This window comes from Ensifer sp. ZNC0028 (genome assembly GCF_000799055.1).
In the GTDB taxonomy this organism is placed as follows: Bacteria; Pseudomonadota; Alphaproteobacteria; order Rhizobiales; family Rhizobiaceae; genus Ensifer.
This window is the reverse complement of sequence record NZ_JTLA01000045.1, coordinates 98902-117580: the sequence shown is the minus strand read 5'-3', so window position 1 is coordinate 117580 and position 18679 is coordinate 98902. Positions and strand designations below refer to the sequence as shown.

17 protein-coding genes are annotated in these 18679 nt (G+C 63.2%); all 17 read right to left on the bottom strand.

What is annotated here, in order from left to right; all coding sequences use genetic code 11:
- Positions 1-48 precede the first annotated feature (48 nt).
- The gene (locus tag L981_RS11820; RefSeq protein ID WP_043615686.1) at positions 49-747 is read right to left on the bottom strand and encodes a tRNA (guanosine(46)-N(7))-methyltransferase TrmB; all 699 of its coding nucleotides are present in this window, start codon (positions 745-747) and stop codon (positions 49-51) included.
- Between the two features lie 167 nt (positions 748-914).
- Positions 915-2183, bottom strand: a complete 1269-nt coding sequence (gene metK / locus L981_RS11815; protein ID WP_043615683.1) for a methionine adenosyltransferase — start codon at positions 2181-2183, stop codon at positions 915-917.
- A 201-nt stretch (positions 2184-2384) separates the two neighbouring features.
- Entirely contained in the window at positions 2385-2804 is a 420-nt protein-coding gene (locus L981_RS11810; RefSeq protein ID WP_043615681.1) for a helix-turn-helix domain-containing protein, read from the bottom strand.
- Between the two features lie 146 nt (positions 2805-2950).
- Positions 2951-4546 carry an apolipoprotein N-acyltransferase gene (lnt, locus tag L981_RS11805; RefSeq protein WP_043615679.1) on the bottom strand — a complete coding sequence of 532 codons (1596 nt, stop codon included), beginning with the start codon at positions 4544-4546 and terminating at the stop codon, positions 2951-2953.
- Positions 4547-4777: 231 nt separating this feature from the next.
- Positions 4778-5938 (bottom strand): hemolysin family protein, encoded by a 1161-nt coding sequence (locus tag L981_RS11800; RefSeq protein ID WP_043615676.1) that lies wholly within the window; start codon positions 5936-5938, stop codon positions 4778-4780.
- A gap of 12 nt (positions 5939-5950) precedes the next feature.
- Positions 5951-6457 (bottom strand): rRNA maturation RNase YbeY, encoded by a 507-nt coding sequence (gene ybeY, locus L981_RS11795; RefSeq protein WP_043615673.1) that lies wholly within the window; start codon positions 6455-6457, stop codon positions 5951-5953.
- 18 nt (positions 6458-6475) lie between these two features.
- Positions 6476-7531: a PhoH family protein gene (locus L981_RS11790; RefSeq protein WP_043615671.1), complete on the bottom strand. Its 1056-nt coding sequence runs from the start codon at positions 7529-7531 to the stop codon at positions 6476-6478.
- A gap of 27 nt (positions 7532-7558) precedes the next feature.
- Entirely contained in the window at positions 7559-8959 is a 1401-nt protein-coding gene (gene miaB, locus L981_RS11785; protein WP_043615669.1) for a tRNA (N6-isopentenyl adenosine(37)-C2)-methylthiotransferase MiaB, read from the bottom strand.
- A 71-nt stretch (positions 8960-9030) separates the two neighbouring features.
- On the bottom strand, positions 9031-9822 hold the full coding sequence (locus L981_RS11780) for a 1-acyl-sn-glycerol-3-phosphate acyltransferase (RefSeq protein ID WP_043615666.1): 792 nt from the start codon (positions 9820-9822) through the stop codon (positions 9031-9033).
- A 153-nt stretch (positions 9823-9975) separates the two neighbouring features.
- Positions 9976-10473 (bottom strand): GNAT family N-acetyltransferase, encoded by a 498-nt coding sequence (locus L981_RS11775; RefSeq protein WP_043615664.1) that lies wholly within the window; start codon positions 10471-10473, stop codon positions 9976-9978.
- Positions 10474-10479: 6 nt separating this feature from the next.
- Positions 10480-11139, bottom strand: a complete 660-nt coding sequence (gene tsaB / locus L981_RS11770) for a tRNA (adenosine(37)-N6)-threonylcarbamoyltransferase complex dimerization subunit type 1 TsaB (protein ID WP_043615661.1) — start codon at positions 11137-11139, stop codon at positions 10480-10482.
- Positions 11140-11240: 101 nt separating this feature from the next.
- Positions 11241-11807, bottom strand: a complete 567-nt coding sequence (locus L981_RS11765) for a NifU family protein (protein WP_043615659.1) — start codon at positions 11805-11807, stop codon at positions 11241-11243.
- 106 nt (positions 11808-11913) lie between these two features.
- Positions 11914-12405 (bottom strand): universal stress protein, encoded by a 492-nt coding sequence (locus L981_RS11760; protein WP_043615656.1) that lies wholly within the window; start codon positions 12403-12405, stop codon positions 11914-11916.
- A 166-nt stretch (positions 12406-12571) separates the two neighbouring features.
- On the bottom strand, positions 12572-13636 hold the full coding sequence (gene trpS / locus L981_RS11755; RefSeq protein WP_043615653.1) for a tryptophan--tRNA ligase: 1065 nt from the start codon (positions 13634-13636) through the stop codon (positions 12572-12574).
- A gap of 111 nt (positions 13637-13747) precedes the next feature.
- Positions 13748-14140: a VOC family protein gene (locus tag L981_RS11750; RefSeq protein ID WP_043615650.1), complete on the bottom strand. Its 393-nt coding sequence runs from the start codon at positions 14138-14140 to the stop codon at positions 13748-13750.
- Positions 14140-15735: a murein biosynthesis integral membrane protein MurJ gene (murJ, locus tag L981_RS11745; RefSeq protein WP_043615647.1), complete on the bottom strand. Its 1596-nt coding sequence runs from the start codon at positions 15733-15735 to the stop codon at positions 14140-14142. Before murJ ends, L981_RS11750 begins: the two co-directional genes overlap by 1 nt.
- On the bottom strand, positions 15732-18575 hold the full coding sequence (locus L981_RS11740; RefSeq protein WP_043615645.1) for a [protein-PII] uridylyltransferase: 2844 nt from the start codon (positions 18573-18575) through the stop codon (positions 15732-15734). Before L981_RS11740 ends, murJ begins: the two co-directional genes overlap by 4 nt.
- Between the last annotated feature and the right edge of the window lie 104 nt (positions 18576-18679).

Here is an 18679-nt window from a genome sequence, read left to right as displayed (position 1 = left end):
TCCGCAAGTCCGGACGGAAAACCGCTTCGCACTTTTCCTGGAATTGCTTTAGACCCGCCGAAACGTGAGATAGGCGGAGCTGCGCCCTTCCCTGCGTGCCTTGGCCTCGTAGCGCGTGCTCGGCCACCCCTCATAGGGCGTCAGCCAATCGGAAGCCTTCTCTGCCGTCCACTCGAAGGCCGCGTGATCGCGGCAGTGCAAGAGCGTCCAGTTGACGTAGGTATCGATATCCGAGGCGAAGCAGAACACGCCGCCGGGCTTCAGCACGCGGGCGAAGCGGTCGAGATTGACCTTGGAGACGAAACGGCGTTTCCAGTGTTTGCGCTTCGGCCACGGGTCCGGATAGAGCAGGTCGATCTGGTCGATCGACGCGGCCGGCAGCCAGTCGAGCACCTGGGTGGCATCGTCGTCATAGAGGCGAATATTGCCGACGCCGCGCTCTTCGATATGGCCGACGAGCTTGGCCATGGAATTGACGAAGGGTTCGACGCCGATAAAGCCGGTGGACGGCGCTTCGGCCGCGCGGTGGATCAGGTGCTCGCCGCCGCCGAAACCGATTTCGAGGCGCATGCGGTCCACGCCCTCAGGATAGAGCGTCTTCAGGTCCGCCGGCGCCGGGTTCGAAAGGTCGAGCTTCAGGGTCGGCAACACGGTTTCCAGGTGCCCCGCCTGCCGCTCGCGCAACGGCTTGCCCTTGCGGCGGCCGAAGAAGGCCTCGGTTGCTCTGGCGCGGCGCGGTTCGGTCATGTCGTCTTTCCCTTGGTCATACCGATCCTGGATCAGGCCAACCCAAAATCAAAATGAACGAAGCGGGCGCTCCTTGTCGGAGCACCCGCCCTGATTTTCGCAAACGCCTGATAGCAGGACGTTGCGCTATCTTCAATGCGCGGCGTGACGCCGCGCCGATCGCCTATTTAGGCGGCAGCGCGGCCGTTGACGGCGCCGCCCTCTTCGATCGCAGCCTTCAGCGGCTTTACGAGGTCGAGCTTCTCCCAGGAGAAGGAACCGTCGCGGCCAGCCTTGCGGCCGAAGTGGCCATAGGCAGACGTCTTGGCATAGATCGGCTTGTTGAGGTCGAGATGACGGCGGATGCCGGTCGGCGACAGGTCCATCGTCTTGCGGATCGCATCTTCGACCTGGTCTTCCGAAACCTTGCCGGTGCCATGCAGGTCGACATAGATCGACAGCGGCTGGGCAACGCCGATCGCGTAGGACAGCTGGATCGTGCAGCGGTCGGACAGACCGGCGGCAACGACGTTCTTTGCCAGGTAACGGGCAGCATAGGCGGCCGAACGGTCGACCTTGGTCGTGTCCTTGCCTGAGAAGGCGCCACCGCCGTGCGGTGCGGCACCGCCGTAGGTGTCGACGATGATCTTGCGACCAGTGAGGCCGGCGTCGCCGTCCGGGCCGCCGATGACGAACTTGCCGGTCGGGTTGATGTACCAGGTGCAGTCGTCGGCGATCTTCAGATCGTCGAGGGCTTCGCGGATATAGGGCTCGACGACCGCGCGAACCTTGGCCGAATCCCACGTGTCATCGAGGTGCTGCGTCGACAGAACGATCGAGGTGACTTCCGTCGGCTTGCCGTCGACGTAACGAACCGTGACCTGGCTCTTGGCGTCGGGGCCGAGCTTGGCGACTTCGCCCTCGCCCTTCTTGCGGGCAGCGGCGAGCAGGTTGAGGATGCGGTGCGAATAGTAGATCGGCGCCGGCATCAGCTCGGCGGTTTCGCGGCAGGCGTAGCCGAACATGATGCCCTGGTCGCCAGCACCTTCTTCGCCCTGCTTGTCGGCAGCGCTGTCGACGCCCTGCGCAATGTGGGCGGACTGGAAGTGCAGGAGCACGTCGATCTTCGCCGTCTTCCAGTGGAAGCCGTCCTGCTCATAGCCGATCTCGCGGATCGCCTTGCGGGCCGCGGACTTGAACTTCGAGGGGTTGATGACGTCGTTGCCGTCCTTGTCCTTCTTCAGAAGGCTCGGCGGCAGGCGCACTTCGCCGGCGATCACGACGCGGTTGGTGGTTGCCAGCGTCTCGCAGGCGATACGCACGCCCCAGGGATCGACACCGGTCTTGGCCGCTTCACGGTAGACCAGATCCACGATCTCGTCGGAGATACGGTCACACACCTTGTCCGGATGACCTTCGGCTACGGATTCACTCGTGAACAGGTAGTTTGCACGCATGCGGGAAGTCCCCTCAATGAAGAAAAAGCGCTGGCACGGTGTTAGTGGTTTTGCGACCGAAAAACAAGCACACAACGACATAAATATATCTTTATATCGCCATCGCAGCCAATCACTTTGGTGCGCCGGAGGGAAAGGCGCGCAAGAAAAAAGCGGCACAGAGGCCGCTTTGTTTTCAAGTCCCGACGGGGAACGTTGGAACTATTCGCTTTCTGCTTCCGCAGCGAGTGCCTTGACGAGATCGACAAGCCGGCGGCGAACCTTCGGGTCGGTGATCTTGACGAAAGCGCGGTTGAGCTGCAGCCCCTCGGAGGACGACAGGAAATCGACGACGTAGTTCGAGCTGGAAGCTTCTGCCATGCCCGACTGACCGGCATTGTTTTCGCCCGGGGCATCCTCGAAGAAGAAGGAAACCGGAACGTTCAGGATGCCTGAAATGTTCTGCAGCCGGCTGGCGCCAACGCGGTTCGTGCCCTTCTCGTACTTCTGGATCTGCTGGAAGGTGATCCCCAGACTTTCGCCGAGCTTCTCCTGGCTCATGCCAAGCATCGTACGGCGAAGACGAATCCGACTTCCGACATGAATGTCGATCGGGTTCGGCTTCTTCTTGTTTTCGATCATATCTGCGTTCCCAAACACGCTGTTTCGTTTATCCATCGCCCGGCATGAGACCTACGCTCACCGAAGCGACCGCCAGGGTGATAAGGACAGAGCCAGCACAACAAGGACGATGGTGCGGACCACTATGCAATTTTAGGGGTTTTAGGTCAATTCTTCCTAATATTAAAACTAACACGCGAAAACACTGCAACCAGAAGGAGGAAGATCGCACCCAGCCAGAAAACGCGGCTTCGCATAGCGTCGTCCAACGGGGTAGGCATCCTTCCCGGCAGAAGTGTGTCGACCACTCCCCTATAATTGTAGGATAATCCTACCATTAAAACCCCACGTGCATCAACAATTGCTGATATACCGCTGTTTGCCGCTCGGACAAGGGGGGTGCCAGTTTCTACGGCCCTTAATTGTGCCTGATGGAAATGCTGACGCGGGCCCGGCGTATCTCCGAACCAGGCGTCGTTGGTGATATTGAGAAGCACATCGGCCCGGCGCGCGGCCCCGTCGATCTCATCCGGGAAGATCGCCTCGTAGCAAACGAGCGGATAGAGCGTGCGGCCGCCGGGCAGCGTCAGCAGCGAGCGGTTATTGGCCGCGGTGAAGCCACCGGGCATCGACGCGGCAACCGAACTCAGGCCCCAGGACGACAACAGGTCCTCGAAGGGAAGATATTCGCCGAATGGCACCAGATGCACCTTGTCGGCAGCGCCGATGATCTGGCCCCGACCGTCGATCATATAGATCGAGTTGTAGTAGCGGGGCGGCAGCCCGGCGCCGGCATCCTCCACGCGTACGGCGCCGGCAACCAGGATCTGGTCGTCGTCGAGCACCTCGGCGATGCGGGCCAGTGCGTCCGGATTGTCGGTGAGGATGAAGGGGATCGACGTCTCGGGCCAGACGACGATATCCGGCCGCTTGCCGTCTTTCTCCGAAGCGACCGCGGTCAGGGCCAGATGCTCCTCGAACACGGCGGCACGTTCGCCGTCATCGAGCTTCTTTGCCTGATCGATCACCGGCTGGACGAGGCGTACGGTCAGCGGCGGTTCAGGCGAGGCCGGCGCCGGCTGCGCCAGGCGGTAGAAGCCGAAGCCCACATGGGCGGCAAAAAGCACGACGGCAAGCGAAAGTCCGATCCGGCTCCCCCGGCCGGTCGCGATCAGGGCGGGAGCGGCAAAGACGAAGACGGCGAGCATGTTGACGGTCGCGAGATTGATGACGCTTGCCGACTGCATCATCAGCGGCATCGGCATGGCCGCATAGCCGATGGCATTCCAGGGAAAGCCGGTAAAGAGGAAGCTGCGCAGCCATTCGCAAAGGCCGAAGCCCAGGGCGAGTGCGGCGATGCGCCCGACGCCGTCGGACCAGAACAGGCGGGCAATCAGCGTCGCGAGCGCATAGAAAAGCGCAAGAAAGGCCGGCAGGCCGACGACGGCAAGCGGCAGCGCCCAGGCAAACTCGTCCGCCTCGACGAGCAGCGCGTTGCCGAGCCACCAGAGACCACCGAGGAAATAGCCGAAACCGAACCACCAGCCGACAACCGCCGCGGGGAAGAGCCGCCGGATGACGCCGCCCTCCGGATTTCCGGTCGCACCATCAAGCAGCCAGACGAGGATCGGGAAAGCGACGAAGGCAAAGGCGAAGATGCCGAAGGGCGGCTGCGCCAGAACCGCGACAAGCCCCGCGAAGAAAGCGAGCAAAGCCCGGGGGAACCCGGAAAGAAGCATCACCCTGCCAGCCAGTCTTACCATGCAGCCTCCAGTCGATCCCACCGCCTGCCACGGCGGAAGAACGAAACAACACCCGAATCAATCGGCGCCAGTCTTCCAAAAAACCGGCTTCTTGTCCCCTTTCGGGGCTGGATTAGGGGTCGAGGCCAGGTGTTCCGGCTTGGGCACGGCGCCCACGCCACAGGCTCGGGAGACATTACGGAGGATAGAAGGGGAATACCCGCGCGCCTGAGACGCGCGGGAACCGGACGATCAGTGCTCGCCCGCCGTTGCCTCGGAGGCGGCCGCACCATTGGTGAGATTGACCGGACCAGTTTCCGACGCGATCTCACCCTCCGGCCGCAGGACGCGGCGGCGGGCCGGCGGGCGCTTGCGCATGATGCGAACACGCTTCACGCGGCGCGGGTCGGCGTCGAGGATCTGGAACTCGAAGCCCGGGATCGCCTGGACGACCTCGCCGCGCACGGGAATGCGGCCAAGCGAGGCGAAGATCAGGCCGCCGAGCGTGTCGACGTCTTCGAGCTGTTCGCGCACGTCGAAGTCGGGACCGATCGCCGCGGCGATCTCTTCCAGCTCGACACGGGCGTCGGCGATGAAGACATCGTCCGAGGTGCGCGCGAACATGACTTCGTCGTCGTCGTGCTCGTCCTCGATGTCGCCGACGACCATCTCGACAATGTCTTCGAGCGAGACGAGACCATCGGTTCCGCCATATTCGTCGATGACGAGCGCCATCTGGATACGGGCCGCCTGCATGCGCTGCATCAGGTCGGAGGCCAGCATCGAGGGCGGTACGAAGAGAAGCTGGCGGACGATGCCCGCCTCTTCCAGCGACTTGCCGAGATCGACACGCGAAAGGTCGAAACTTGCCTTGGGCGAGCGCGGCGTCTTTTCGGACGCAGCCGTCGTCGACGCCTGGGCCTTGCCGTTCCGCCGGCGATTGCGGGCCTGTTTGGTGACGTAGGAGAGCAGGTCGCGAATGTGGACCATGCCGCGAGGGTCATCGAGCCCTTCGCTGTAGACCGGCATGCGCGAGCGGCCGGATTCCTCGAAGATCACCATCAGCTCGCCGATGGTGATGCTCTGATCGACCGCCTCGATGTCGGCGCGCGGGACCATGACGTCCTCGACCCGGACCTCGCGGAAGCGCAGGATGTTGTTGAGCATCGCCCGTTCGCCGGGCGAAAAGACCGTGTTGCTGTCGGCATCGGTCTGCAGCGCGTCAGCAAGATCCTCGCGCAGGCTCGATGGACTTGCGCCGCGCAAAAGGCGCGCGGCCCGGCTCCAGAAGGTGGAAGTGGATTTCGTGCCCTCGTGTCGAGTGGCGGTGCTACTACTGCCCGCCTCCGCCTCTCCGGAGGCATCTGCCTCCTCGGTCGCCAGCGCGACGGGCTGTGTTTTATAATCGCTCATCGGTCCAAACTGTTAATCCGGGGTACGATCCCCGTAGGGGTCAGATAAGCCAAGACGCGCCAAAATGCGAGTCTCCAGGCTTTCCATTCTTTCGGCTTCGTCATCTTCCATATGATCATAGCCGAAAAGATGCAGGAATCCATGCACGAGAAGATGCGTCAGGTGCTGATCGAAGGACTTGTCGAGCTCCACCGCCTCGCGCTCGAGCGTCTCGCGGGCAACGATGATGTCGCCGAGCATCGGCCCGGGCATCTTTCCGGGCGTCACGGGAAAGGCGGGAAAGGACAAAACGTTGGTCGGTTTGTCCTGGTTGCGCCACTCGGCGTTGATCGCCCGCATGGAGGCGTCGTCGGTGAAGACGAGCGAGAGCTCCGGCGGCACCTTCGGCAGCGGCTGCTTTTCTTCGCTTGCAAGAAAGGCTGCCGCCGCTTCGAGCACGGGCGACGAGAAAGCGAGCAACGCCTCTTCGTCCGGCCAGTTGCCCTCTTCCACGCTGATCTGGATATCCAATGCCGTCATGATCGCAGCGACCGCCTGTCAGCGGTCGCCCTGCTCGCTTTCGTCGTGCACGGCCGTGTGGGACTCGTAGGCCCTGACGATGCGCGCCACCATCGGATGACGGACGACATCAGCATCCTTGAAGCGGACGACCGAGACGCCCTCGACGCCCTTCAAGATCTGCAGCGCCTCGACCAGGCCCGACTTGACGCCACGCGGCAAGTCCACCTGGCTCGGATCGCCGGTGACGATCATCCGACCGTTTTCACCCAGGCGGGTCAGGAACATCTTCATCTGCATCGATGTGGTGTTCTGCGCCTCGTCGAGGATGACGGCGGCATTGCCAAGCGTGCGGCCGCGCATGAAGGCGAGCGGCGCGATCTCGATGACGCCGGCGGTAATCGCGCGTTCGACCTTGTCGCCCGGCATCATGTCATAGAGCGCGTCGTAGAGAGGCCGAAGGTAAGGATCGACCTTTTCCTTCATGTCGCCCGGCAGGAAGCCCAGGCGCTCGCCCGCCTCGACGGCAGGACGCGACAGCACGATGCGATCGACGGCGCCGCGCTCAAGCAGCTGTGCGGCGTGGGCAACGGCAAGATAGGTCTTGCCGGTACCGGCGGGGCCCACGCCGAAGACCAACTCCGAGCGCTCGAGCGCACGGATATAGGCATCCTGCGTCGGCGTGCGCGCGGCGATCGTCTTCTTGCGCGTCGAAATCTGCGCCATTGTCAATTTGGCTTTACGCTCCATGGTCGGCAATTGTAGCTGATCGTCGGCGGCAACCGCCATACGGATCGCGCCCTCGACATCAGACGTATCGATCGACGCGCCGCTCTGCAACCGCCCGTAGAGATAATCAAGAGCTCGGCGGGCCTGGTTGGTGGCGACGACGTCACCCGAGATCGCGACGGAATTGCCGCGCGGCCGGGCGTCGATGCGCAGGCGCTCTTCGAGAAGCTTCAAGTTCTGATCGAACTGGCCGAAGAGCTCGCTGGCGAACCGATTGTTCTCGAAGGTCAGCACGAAGTGATTGGCGTCTGTCGCAGTGGTTTTCGACTGGCGCGTGGATGAAGAGATCAATTCGTGTCCGTTCAAGCGGTTCAGGCTCCTTGTTTTCGGTCCTTACCCGATCATCTCCGCAAACAGGCTGTTCGGCCCGGCCTTGATGATTCGCACCTTGATAATGTCACCGATTTGCGATGCTTTTGCATCAACATTCACCGGCTGCAGCCACGGCGAACGCCCGACGAGCTGGCCGGGCATGCGCCCTTCCTTCTCCAGAAGCAGGTCGATTTCGCGGCCGACGCAGGACTCGGCAAAGGCACGCTGCTGGGAAAACAGCAAAGCCTGCAATTTTTCCAAGCGCTTGGCTTTCACGTCCTCGGGAACCTGGTCGCCGAGCTCGGCGCCCGGCGTGCCGGGTCGGGTCGAATATTTGAACGAAAATGCCTGTGCATAACCCACGGCCTCGACGAGGCGCATGGTGTCTTCGAAGTCCTCATCGGTCTCGCCGGGGAAGCCGACGATGAAATCGCCCGAGAGCGCCAGGTCCGGCTGGACGGCGCGGATGCGCGCGATCAGCGCCAGATACTCCGCCGCCGTATGCCTGCGGTTCATCGCCTTCAGGATGCGGTCGGAGCCCGACTGCACCGGCAGGTGCAGGTAGGGCATCAGCTTTTCCATCGAGCGATGCGCCTCGATCAGGCTGTCGTCCATGTCGCGCGGATGGCTGGTGGTGTAACGCAGCCGGGCAAGGCCCTCGATCTCGCCAAGGCGTAAAAGCAGGTCGCCAAGGCCCCATTCGCGGCCATCGGGCCCGACGCCATGCCAGGCGTTGACGTTCTGGCCGAGCAGGGTGATCTCGCGCACGCCGCCCTCGACCAGCTTCTCCGCCTCGGAGACGATCTGGGCGACGGGGCGGGAAACCTCGGAGCCGCGCGTATAGGGCACGACACAGAAGGTGCAGAACTTGTCGCAGCCTTCCTGAACCGTGAGGAAGGCGGTGACGCCGCGCAGGCGGGTCTTTGCCTTGTCGGGTGCCGGCAGGTGCTCGAACTTGTCTTCGACGGCATAGTCCGTCTGAACGACGCGCTCGCCACTGCGGGCGCGCTTCAGCGCCTCGGGCAGGCGGTGATAGGTGGTCGGGCCGATCACGAGATCGACGGCAGGCGCGCGCCGCAGGATCTCGTTGCCTTCGGCCTGCGCGACGCAGCCGGCAACGCCGATCACCATCTCGCGGCCTTCCTTGGCCCTTTCCTTCTTCAGGTCGCGCAGGCGGCCGAGTTCGGAATAGACCTTTTCCGCCGCCTTCTCGCGGATGTGACAGGTGTTGAGCAGCACGAAGTCTGCGTCTTCCAGCACGTCGGTCGAGACATAGCCGTCGCGCGACAGGGCGTCCGTCATGCGGTCGGAATCGTAGACGTTCATTTGGCAGCCGTAGGTCTTGACGAAGACCTTGCGGGCCGGGGCGCGCTCGTCGCCCGTGGCGGGCGTCGTCGACAGAAGGGCAGTTTCCTGGGTCATGCCGGGTTCTTTAGTGCAAAGTGGTCGGAAGTTGAAGTATTTTCGGCGCGGCCGCCCTTGCCCGGGACGTCTCAGGCCCGCCCGCGCAGACGATCCGACAACATGCTGCGGATGCGTTGTTCGACCGTACGGCTCACTTCCTTGCGATTGGTGTGGCGGTCGTAGTCGATCGCCTCACCGAAATCGACATCGACCTCGATCGCGCCCTCGCGCAGGATGCCGAGAAGATGCGGCACCAGTTCGGTATCGCCCGGCCAGGCGGCGATCGGCCGGTTGAAGCGGCCCATCGGCATGCCGTGGATGCCGGTATAGGAGATAGCGACCGGCTGCACATGCACGAGGCCGGTCGGCGAATGCGGCACGGCGGAGGCCGCTGCGCCGAAGAGCGAGGTCTTGATCTCCAGCAGACGGTTGCCGTCCGAGGTCGTTCCCTCGGGAAACAGCACGACGATTTCACCGGCAGCCATGCGCTCGCCGATTTCGCTCACTTGCTTGCCGGTCGAGCGCTTCTGTTCGCGCTCGACGAAGATCGACGCCTGCAGCCGGGCAAGCACGCCGAAGACCGGCCAGCCCTTCACCTCGGACTTGGCGACGAAGACGACGTCGGCAACCGAGGAAAGCACCAGGATGTCTTTCCAGGAGGCGTGGTTGGCGCAGATCAAAAGCGGCCGGCGGCGATCCGCCATTCCGTGGACGCGCACCTTGATGCCGAGAAGGTAACAGGCGAGCCGGTGCCAATATCGCGGCAGACGGCGCCGGGGTTTCAGGTCAAGCCAGAGGCAGACGACCTGGATCGGCATCAGCACGAGCGAAACCAGCGCCAGAAGCGCTGCGAAGATCGCGATCCGTAGCCAATTGATCATCCGGGAAGAATTTTCCTGCGCGAGACCTTGAGAATCGCGATGATCTTCAGCCGAACCGCGGCGCGATCATCGTGACCTGTTCCAATTGGGTAAAGCCGGATGCGGGCGAAAGACCGCTTGGCCTTCCTCATCCTGCTCCTGTCCGTGTCGGAACTAGCGAAGATCGAGCCGCATGACAAGCGCGGCGGTCCGCTGGCCGGCCTTGTCCTGGTAATAGGCACGGCGTTCGCCGACCTTGTTGAAGCCGAGCTTACGGTAAAGCCCGATTGCCGGCTGATTGGTCTCGTCCACTTCGAGAAACAGGGCCTCGGAGCCCTTGACCAGCGCTTCGCGCATCGCCGCCTGCATCAACCGCCAGCCGAGGCCGGAGCGGGCATAACGCGGCTCGACGCCGATCGTCAGGATTTCCGCCTCGCCGGCAACCGCACGCGACAGGACAAACCCACCGAAGGCCGGGCGGAAGCTGCCGTTGGTCTGCCGGGCGACAAAGCCGAACACCGTTTCCTGCACCAGAAGCGCATGGATTTCGCCATCGCTCCACGGGGACGCGAAACGCTGACGATGCAGCGCCGCCGCGGCAATGAGGTCCGCTTCCTCCAGGGGGAAGATATCGAACTCGGTACGGCGGGTGAAGTAATCGGTAAAGCTCATCTCGGTCTATGCTCGGGCAATCGCGAAGCCCGCCTGCGGCTTGGCGTCGGGGCCTCTGAGATATAGCGGACGCGGCTTGGCCGAGGCTGGATCGGCAGCAGCGCCAAGGGCGGCAACCGCGGCAACATCGATGAGTTCTGAAGATTTGGACGGCAGATCGGCAGCAACGAGATGCGCGCCGGAGCCGCCAATGACGCCGTCGAAATTGGCGTAGCGTTCGCGGGCACTTTCGACGGAGAGGGCTTCGGGCTCGCCTGTGGCACTGCCGGTCGCATCGAAAGCCTGGAGATAGACCTCGTCCCGCTTGGCGTCGATGGCGACGAGGACGGGCTTTCCGGCAGCCGTGCGGCGCAGTCCCTCGGCGACGACGGCAAGCGTCGAGACGCCGACGGCGGGTTTGCCGAGCGCCAGAGCCAGGCCACGAGCGGCCGCGACGCCAACGCGGATGCCGGTGAAGGATCCCGGGCCGACGGTGACGGCGATACGGTCGATAGCGTCAAGCGACCGGCCGGACGCAGCCAAGGCCTCGTCGACGAATTCCATCAGCCGCTCGGCATGTCCCTTGCCGAGATCGGCCCCGGAACGCCCGAGCACGGCTTCCGTTTCGCTGTCATAGACGGCAACGGAGCAACCGGAACCGGACGTGTCGAGCGCAAGTACAATCATTTCAACGCAGGATCTTTCAGACGCCACAAGCCGCAAAGCCGATCGGGCTTTGCGGCAAAATCGATACGCGAAACCGGCGCGCCGGACAGGCGCGCGTTATTTTACACGGCCTCGACGGCCTCCACCTCGGGAACGAAGTGGCGCAGCAGGTTCTGCACGCCATGCTTCAGCGTCGCGGTGGACGACGGGCAACCGGAGCAGGCGCCCTTCATGTTGAGGAACACAGTCCCGTCCTTGAAGCCGCGGAAGGTGATGTCGCCGCCATCCTGGGCGACGGCCGGACGTACGCGGGTTTCCAGGAGTTCCTTGATCGTGGCGACGATCGTCTCGTCACCCTCGTCAAAGAACTCGTCTTCCTCGTCGGACTGCTCGGCGCGGCCGCTGCCAGCCATGATCGCCTGGCCCGACATGAAGTGCTCCATGATCGAACCGAGGATCGCCGGCTTCAGGTGCTGCCATTCTTGGCCTTCCTTGGTGACGGTGATGAAATCGTAGCCGAAATAGACGCCAGTGACGCCGGGGATCGAAAACAGCCGTGCCGCGAGCGGCGAGCCGGCGCGTGCTTCTTCCTCGTCGCGGAATTCGGCCGTGCCGTTTTCCAGGACGACCTTGCCCGGCAAAAACTTCAGCGTCGCCGGGTTCGGCGTGGCTTCGGTCTGAATGAACATGTCTGTCTCCGTTTCGCCGGGAGCGGCATCCGCCCAGCTTTTTAGAATAATTCAAAAGAATATAGGAGCATGGCTCTCGGCTCGCAAGAGCACATAGCGACGCAGGTCAGCTAAGCGCGTCGATCTCCTCGTCCGTCAGGGCATCGGGGATGACCGTGACGGGGATCGGAAAGGCCGCGGCCTTGCCGGCAATGGACGACACCAGCGGACCGGGGCCTTCTTTCGCCGAACCGGCTGCGAGAACCAGAATGGCGATATCGCGATCCTCTTCGATCGCCGCGTGGATCTGGTCGGTCGCCGTGCCCTCGCGGATGACGACCTCCGGCTCGATACCGATGCGCTCGCGCACTGACTGGGACACCTTGGCGAGCGTCGCCTCGGCCTCCTCGCGCGCTTCCGCACGCATGATTTCCTCAACCCCCAGCCATTGCTGGAAGTCGCCGTCGGCGATCACATAGAGCAGGACGAGGCCACCATTGGAATTCTTCGCGCGCATGCCCGCATAGTGCACGGCGCGCCCGCATTCCGGGGTATCGTCAATCACCGCCATGAATTTGCGGCGGTGTCCTTCAAGTCGAGAGAGTCGGGTCGAGACCATAGGGTGAACAATACATCCCGCGCGAGCCGCCGCAAGGTCTGATTTTTGCGTTTCGGACGAGGACACGGAAAAGTGCCCGAGGCCTTCCGGTCGAGGCTCACTTCGGCTGGCGAAAGCCGGCCATCAAAATGAAATTGGGTCCGGGAGTTGCCCGGACCCAATCAATTTACTGCAGGAAGCCGATGATTTCGCGCACTTCGCGCATCGTCTTTTCCGCACGCGCCCGCGCCCGCTCGCCGCCATCCCTGAGGATCGCGTCGATATGGGCGGTGTCGCCCATCAGCCGGCGCATCTCAGCCGTGATCGGCGAGAGAACCTCGACCGCAAGGTCGACCAGCGCCGGCTTGAAGACCGAGAACTGCTGTCCACCGAACTCGGCGAGCACCTGCTCCTTGGTCTTGTCCGACAGCGCCGCGTAGATGCCGACGAGGTTTTCGGCTTCCGGACGGCCCTTCAGGCCGTCCACTTCGCTCGGAAGCGCGTCCGGATCGGTCTTGGCCTTGCGGATCTTCTTCGAGATCGTCTCGGCATCGTCCATCAGGTTGACGCGCGAGAGATCGGAGGGGTCCGACTTCGACATCTTCTTGGTGCCGTCACGCAGCGACATGACGCGCGGCGTTGCGCCACCGATCAGCGGCTCCACCGGCGGGAAGTAGGCGTGGATCGGCTCCTCACCGACGACCATATCGACGCCGTAACCGGCGCTGCGGATATGCTCCATAAAGTCGATGTTGAACTTCTGGGCGATGTCGCGCGTCAGCTCCAGGTGCTGCTTCTGGTCGTCACCGACAGGAACATGGGTGGCGCGATAGACGAGGATGTCAGCCGCCATCAGGCTCGGATAGGCGAGCAGACCGAGCGAGGCGTTCTCGCGGTCCTTGCCGGCCTTGTCCTTGAACTGCGTCATGCGGTTCATCCAGCCGATACGGGCGACGCAATTGAAGATCCAGGCGAGTTCCGCATGCTGCGGCACGGCCGACTGGTTGAAAACGATGTGCTTCTTCGGGTCGATGCCCGAAGCGATGAAGGCGGCGGCGATCGAGCGGATCTGCCCCTTCAGGTCCTCATGCACGAGCTGGGCGGTGATCGAGTGCAGGTCGACGACGCAGTAGATGCAATCGTTGTTTTCCTGCAGCGCCACGAACTTGCGGATCGCGCCGAGATAATTGCCGAGATGGAGATTGCCCGTCGGCTGAACGCCGGAAAATACGAGCGGCTTGAATTCGTTCATGTCGTCCTCAATAGGCTGGTGGAGGGCCCCAGGGCCGGCTGGCCCATGTTGCTAACGGCATGGCTTATGCACGCAGGATGCAAGGCAATCAAGGGGCCCGGCGAGGCACCCTCATGCCGCCGGCTGCAGCAGATCCCAATGGTTGCCGAACGGGTCGCTGAAGACAGCCACGGTGCCATAGGGCTCGTGGCGCGGCGCTTCGAGAAAGACGACGCCTGCGGCCAGCATCGCCGCATGGTCGCGGGAAAAATCATCGGTGAACAGGAAGAAGCCGACCCGGCCGCCGGTCTGGTTGCCGATCGCCGCCTGCTGGCGCTCGCCGTCCGCCTTGGCGAGCAGCAAAGCCGTCTCGACAGCACCCTTGGGACGAACGACGACCCAGCGCTTGGCGGCGTCGAGGACGGTGTCTTCGACGAGATCAAAACCGAGCTTGCCGCAATAGAAGGCGATGCCGGCGTCATAATCCGGCACGACCAGGGCAATGCGTGCGAGGGTCTGGCGCATCAGTCGCTCGCCTCAGGTGCTGCGGCGGGCGCTTTCGCCCCGCGCTTGATGTTGCGGCGGATCATCCCGAGGCTCGCGCCACCGAGCCCGAAGGCAAGCGCGAAGTAGATCACCATGGCGACCGCGACGAGACCCGTCAGCGTCGTTGCCCGCGTCAGGAGGGATGCGGAAGAGGACAGTTCGAAAGCGAACCAGCCGACAGCATAATATAGCGCCGCCGTCATGCCCGCCGCAGCGATGACGAGACGCGGGATACGGGTCAGAAGCGGGATGTCCCTGCCCCAATGGCCGCGCCAGACAAGCGTTGCGAACAGAAGCACGGCATTCACCCAGCCGGCAACGATCTCGGCGGTGGCGATGCCACTGGCGCCAAGCCGCGGAAAAAGAGTGAGCGCCAGGGACACGTTCACGACGACGGAAATCGCAGCGAAGATCATCGGCGTGCGCGTATCTTCGCGCGCGAAGAAGCCGGGAATGAAGGCTTTGATCAGCACGAAAGCCGGCAGTCCGAGGCCGTAGATGGCCAGGATATGACCGACGATGACGGTCGAGTCGGCCGAGAACTTGCCGCGCTCGAACAGCAGCCGGACGATCGGCTCGGACATGACGAGAAGAGCGGCAGCGGCCGGCAGCGTCAGGAACAGCGTGAACTCGACCGAGCGGTTCTGCAGGTTCGAGGCCTCGTTGACGTTGCCCGAACGCAGCGCCCGGGCAAGTTCGGGCAGAAGCACGGTTGCGACCGCAATGCCGACGACACCGAGCGGAAGCTGGTAGATGCGGTCGGCATAGACGAGCGATGACACCGCACCTTCCTTGGCCGAGGCGATGTTGGTGTTGATCAGGAGGTTGATCTGGGTGATCCCGCCGGTGATCGCCGCCGGAAGCGCCAGCACCAGCAGGCGCCTGACGTTGGCGGTCATCTTCGGGCGGCGAAGGCCGATCTTGATACCGGCGTCGCGCACGGCGATCCAGACGATCGCAAGCTGCACGAGACCGGCGGCCATGACGCCCCAGGAGAGGCCATAGCCGACCGCGATCGGATCCTGACCTGCATACCAGGCATAGCCGAGCACGCCGATGAGGATGAAATTGAGGAAGACCGGTGCGATGGCCGCTGCGAAGTAGCGGTGCAGCGAATTCAGCATGCCCGCCATCATCGCCGCCAGCGACATGCAGGCGAGATAGGGGAACATGATCGCCGCAAAGACGATGGTGCTGCCGAGCTTTTCCGGGTCGTCGGCAAAGCCGGGTGCGATCAGGTTGCTGACGATGAAGGGCATCGTCAATTCCATCGCGATCGTCAGGAACAGAAGCACGGTGAAGAGGACGCCGAAGACCTCCTCGGAGAAACGCCGGGCGCCGTCCATGCCATTCGCCTCGATCTCCCGGGCAAAGAGCGGCACGAAGGCGGAATTGAAGGCGCCTTCGGCAAAGAGGCGCCGGAAGGTGTTGGGCAGGCGGAAGGCGGTGTTGAAGGCATCGGCAACCGGGCCGGTGCCAAGCGCTGCCGCCATGAAGGTTTCGCGGATGAAGCCGAACAGGCGGCTTCCGAGCGTCGCACCGCCGACGGTTGCAAATTTCTTGACCAGACTCATGTTTCGGCTTTTGTCGTTCTGTGAGCGGAGGAAACGCCCGGGGGCGGCGCAATGATGCCCGAGGGCATGCGGTCGCGCGCTTCGTCCCCCTCCCCGGCCATGACGGCCTTAAGGCGTGCGGCAATGTTCATCTGACGGTTTTCACTCGTCACCTTCTGGCCGACGAGGTCGGTGACGTAGAAGGTGTCGATCACCTTCTCGCCGAAGGTGGTGATGTGCGCCGAGGCGATGTCGAGCGAAAGATCGGACAGTACGGCGGTGATCTCGGACAGGAGGCCCGGACGGTCGAGGCCTTCGACCTCGATCACCGTGAACTTGTTCGACAGCGTGTTGCTGATCGTCACTTCCGGCGTCACGGTAAACGCCTTTGTGCGCTTCTTTACCTTGGTGCGGCTGGCAATCACCTCCGGCAGGCGCTTGCGACCCGAAAGCACGTCCTCGATCAGCTTGCCGATGCTCGCCGCCCGGCGCATCTCGTCCTCATCGACGGCGAACTCACGGTTGACGAGAATGGTGTCGAGCGCGCGTCCGTCCGAGGTCGTGAAGATCTGCGCGTCGACGATGTTGGCGCCGGCGGCCGCACAGGCCCCGGCAATGACAGTCAGAAGCCGCGGATGGTCCGGCGAAAGCACGGTGATTTCGGTGATCGCGTGGAACTGGTGGGTGCGCACCATGGTCGCGAGAGCCTTACCGGCGGCATCCGCCTCGCGGATGAAGCGCGCATGCCGGATCTGGTCTTCCAGCGCCACCGTCAAAAGATACGGCTGGTAGTGCAGGCGCACATAGTCGTCGCGCTCCTTTTCGGACCAGTCCGTCAAGGCCTCGCCCAGCATGATCGCGGCATGGGCCGCACGCTCCTTGCGCGACAGTTCGGAGAAGCCGCCCGACAGCAACAGCTCGGTCTCGTAATAGAGCGTGCGCAGCAGCTGGCCCTTCCAGCCGTTCCAGACACCCGGGCCGACGGCGCGGATATCGCAGACGGTGAGCACCAGCAGCATCTTCAGCCGATCGAGCGACTGCACCCGTTCGGCGAAATCGACGATCGTCTTGCGGTCGTTGAGGTCGCGCGTCTGGGCGACCATCGACATCAGCAGATGCTCTTCGATCAGCCAGGCGACCAGTTCGGTCTGCTTCGGCGACAGCCCGAAGCGCGGGCAGAGCTTGCGCGCCACCTTGGCGCCGGCGGTCGAGTGATCCTCGGGCCGGCCTTTGGCGATGTCGTGCAAAAGCACAGCGACATAGAGCGCCTCGCGGTCCTCGATCCCCGGCATCAGCTTGGCGACGAGAGGATGAGCCTCCTCCTCGATGCCGCCTTCGATGCGCGAGAGCACGTCGACGGTGCGCAGCAGGTGCTCGTCGACCGTATAGTGATGATACATGTTGAACTGCATCATTGAGACGATCTTGCCGAAATCCGGAATGAAGCGACCGAGCACGCCCGCCTCGTTCATGCGGCGCAAGATCAGTTCCGGCTTGCGGCGCGAAGTGAGGATCGACAGGAAGAGACGGTTCGCCTCTTCGTTTTCGCGCAGCGCCGGCTTGATAAGGCTTAGCGACCGCGTCACCTGGCGCAGTGCGGCCGGATGGAATTCCAGCCCGTTGATATCGGCGATGTGGAAGAAGCGCAGCAGATTGACCGGATCGCGCTTGAAGACGTCGGGGCTTGCGAGCGCGATGCGACCGCCGTCGTCGACGAAATCGAGCGTACCGGCGATCTTGCGGCTGCGATGGGTGAAGCGGCCAATGATCCCGGAAATGCCGGGCGCGTCCTTGGCCTGCTGGTCTTCAAGCGCTGCGCAGAAGATGCGGGTGAGATCGCCGACGTCCTTGGCCACCAGGAAGAAGTGCTTCATGAAGCGTTCGACGGCGGACAGGCCAGGATGGTCATGGTAGCCGAGCGCCTCGGCGATCTCGCGCTGGATATCGAAGGAAAGCCGTTCCTCGGATTTGCCGGTGAGGAAATGCATGTGGCAGCGCACCGCCCAGAGGAAGTCCTCGGCCTTCTGGAAGAGCTGGTACTCCTGCCGCGACAAGACGCCGAGCTTGACGAGGTCGGCAGTGTCCTTCAGCCGGTAGAAATACTTGGCGATCCAGAACAGCGTGTGCAGGTCGCGAAGTCCGCCCTTGCCTTCCTTGACGTTCGGCTCGACGAGGTAGCGCGTGTCGCCGGCCTTGCGGTGACGCTCGTCGCGCTCGGCCAGCTTGGCGGCGATGAAGTCCGGGCCGGTGTTGCGCACGATCTCGTGGTCGAAGCGGGTTTCCAGTTCGGCGCAGAGCGTCTGCGAGCCGCAGATGTAGCGCGTCTCGAGGATGGCCGTACGGATCGTCATGTCGGCGCGTGACAACCGGATGCACTCGTCGATGGTGCGGGTGGCGTGGCCGACCTTGAAGCCCAGATCCCAGAGGATATAGAGCATGAACTCGATCGCCGGCTCAGCCCAGACGGCCTTCTTGACCGGCAGCAGGAAGAGAAGATCAATGTCGGAGCCCGGCGCCAGCGTGCCGCGGCCATAGCCGCCGACCGCCGTCACGGCGATCCGCGACGCCGGCGGTGCATTGGCGGCATCGAAGATCTCGTTCAGCACGAAATCATGCAGCACCGTGATCAGCTGATCCTGCAGCCAGGAAATACGCTCAGCGCAGAGAATACCGGCACCGTCGGCATTGAACAGTTCACGGGCCTTTGCCCGGCCAGCGATGTTTGCCTGTTTGAACGCGGCGAGCAGCGCCTGACGCATCGGGTCGCGCTGTTCGGCATGGGCCGAGGCGATGAAGTCGCATTTCGCCCGGAGCGCTGCGACGTCGAGAATTTCGGGAAAGGAAATGTCTTGTCTGCCCATGAAGTGCCGAGGGGCGCCCTGTCCGACTGGTTGCGTGGTCGTTCGCTGTCAAGCGCTCCTGGATGATCCTTGCGACCGAGGCCGAATAAAGACCAAACAGCAAT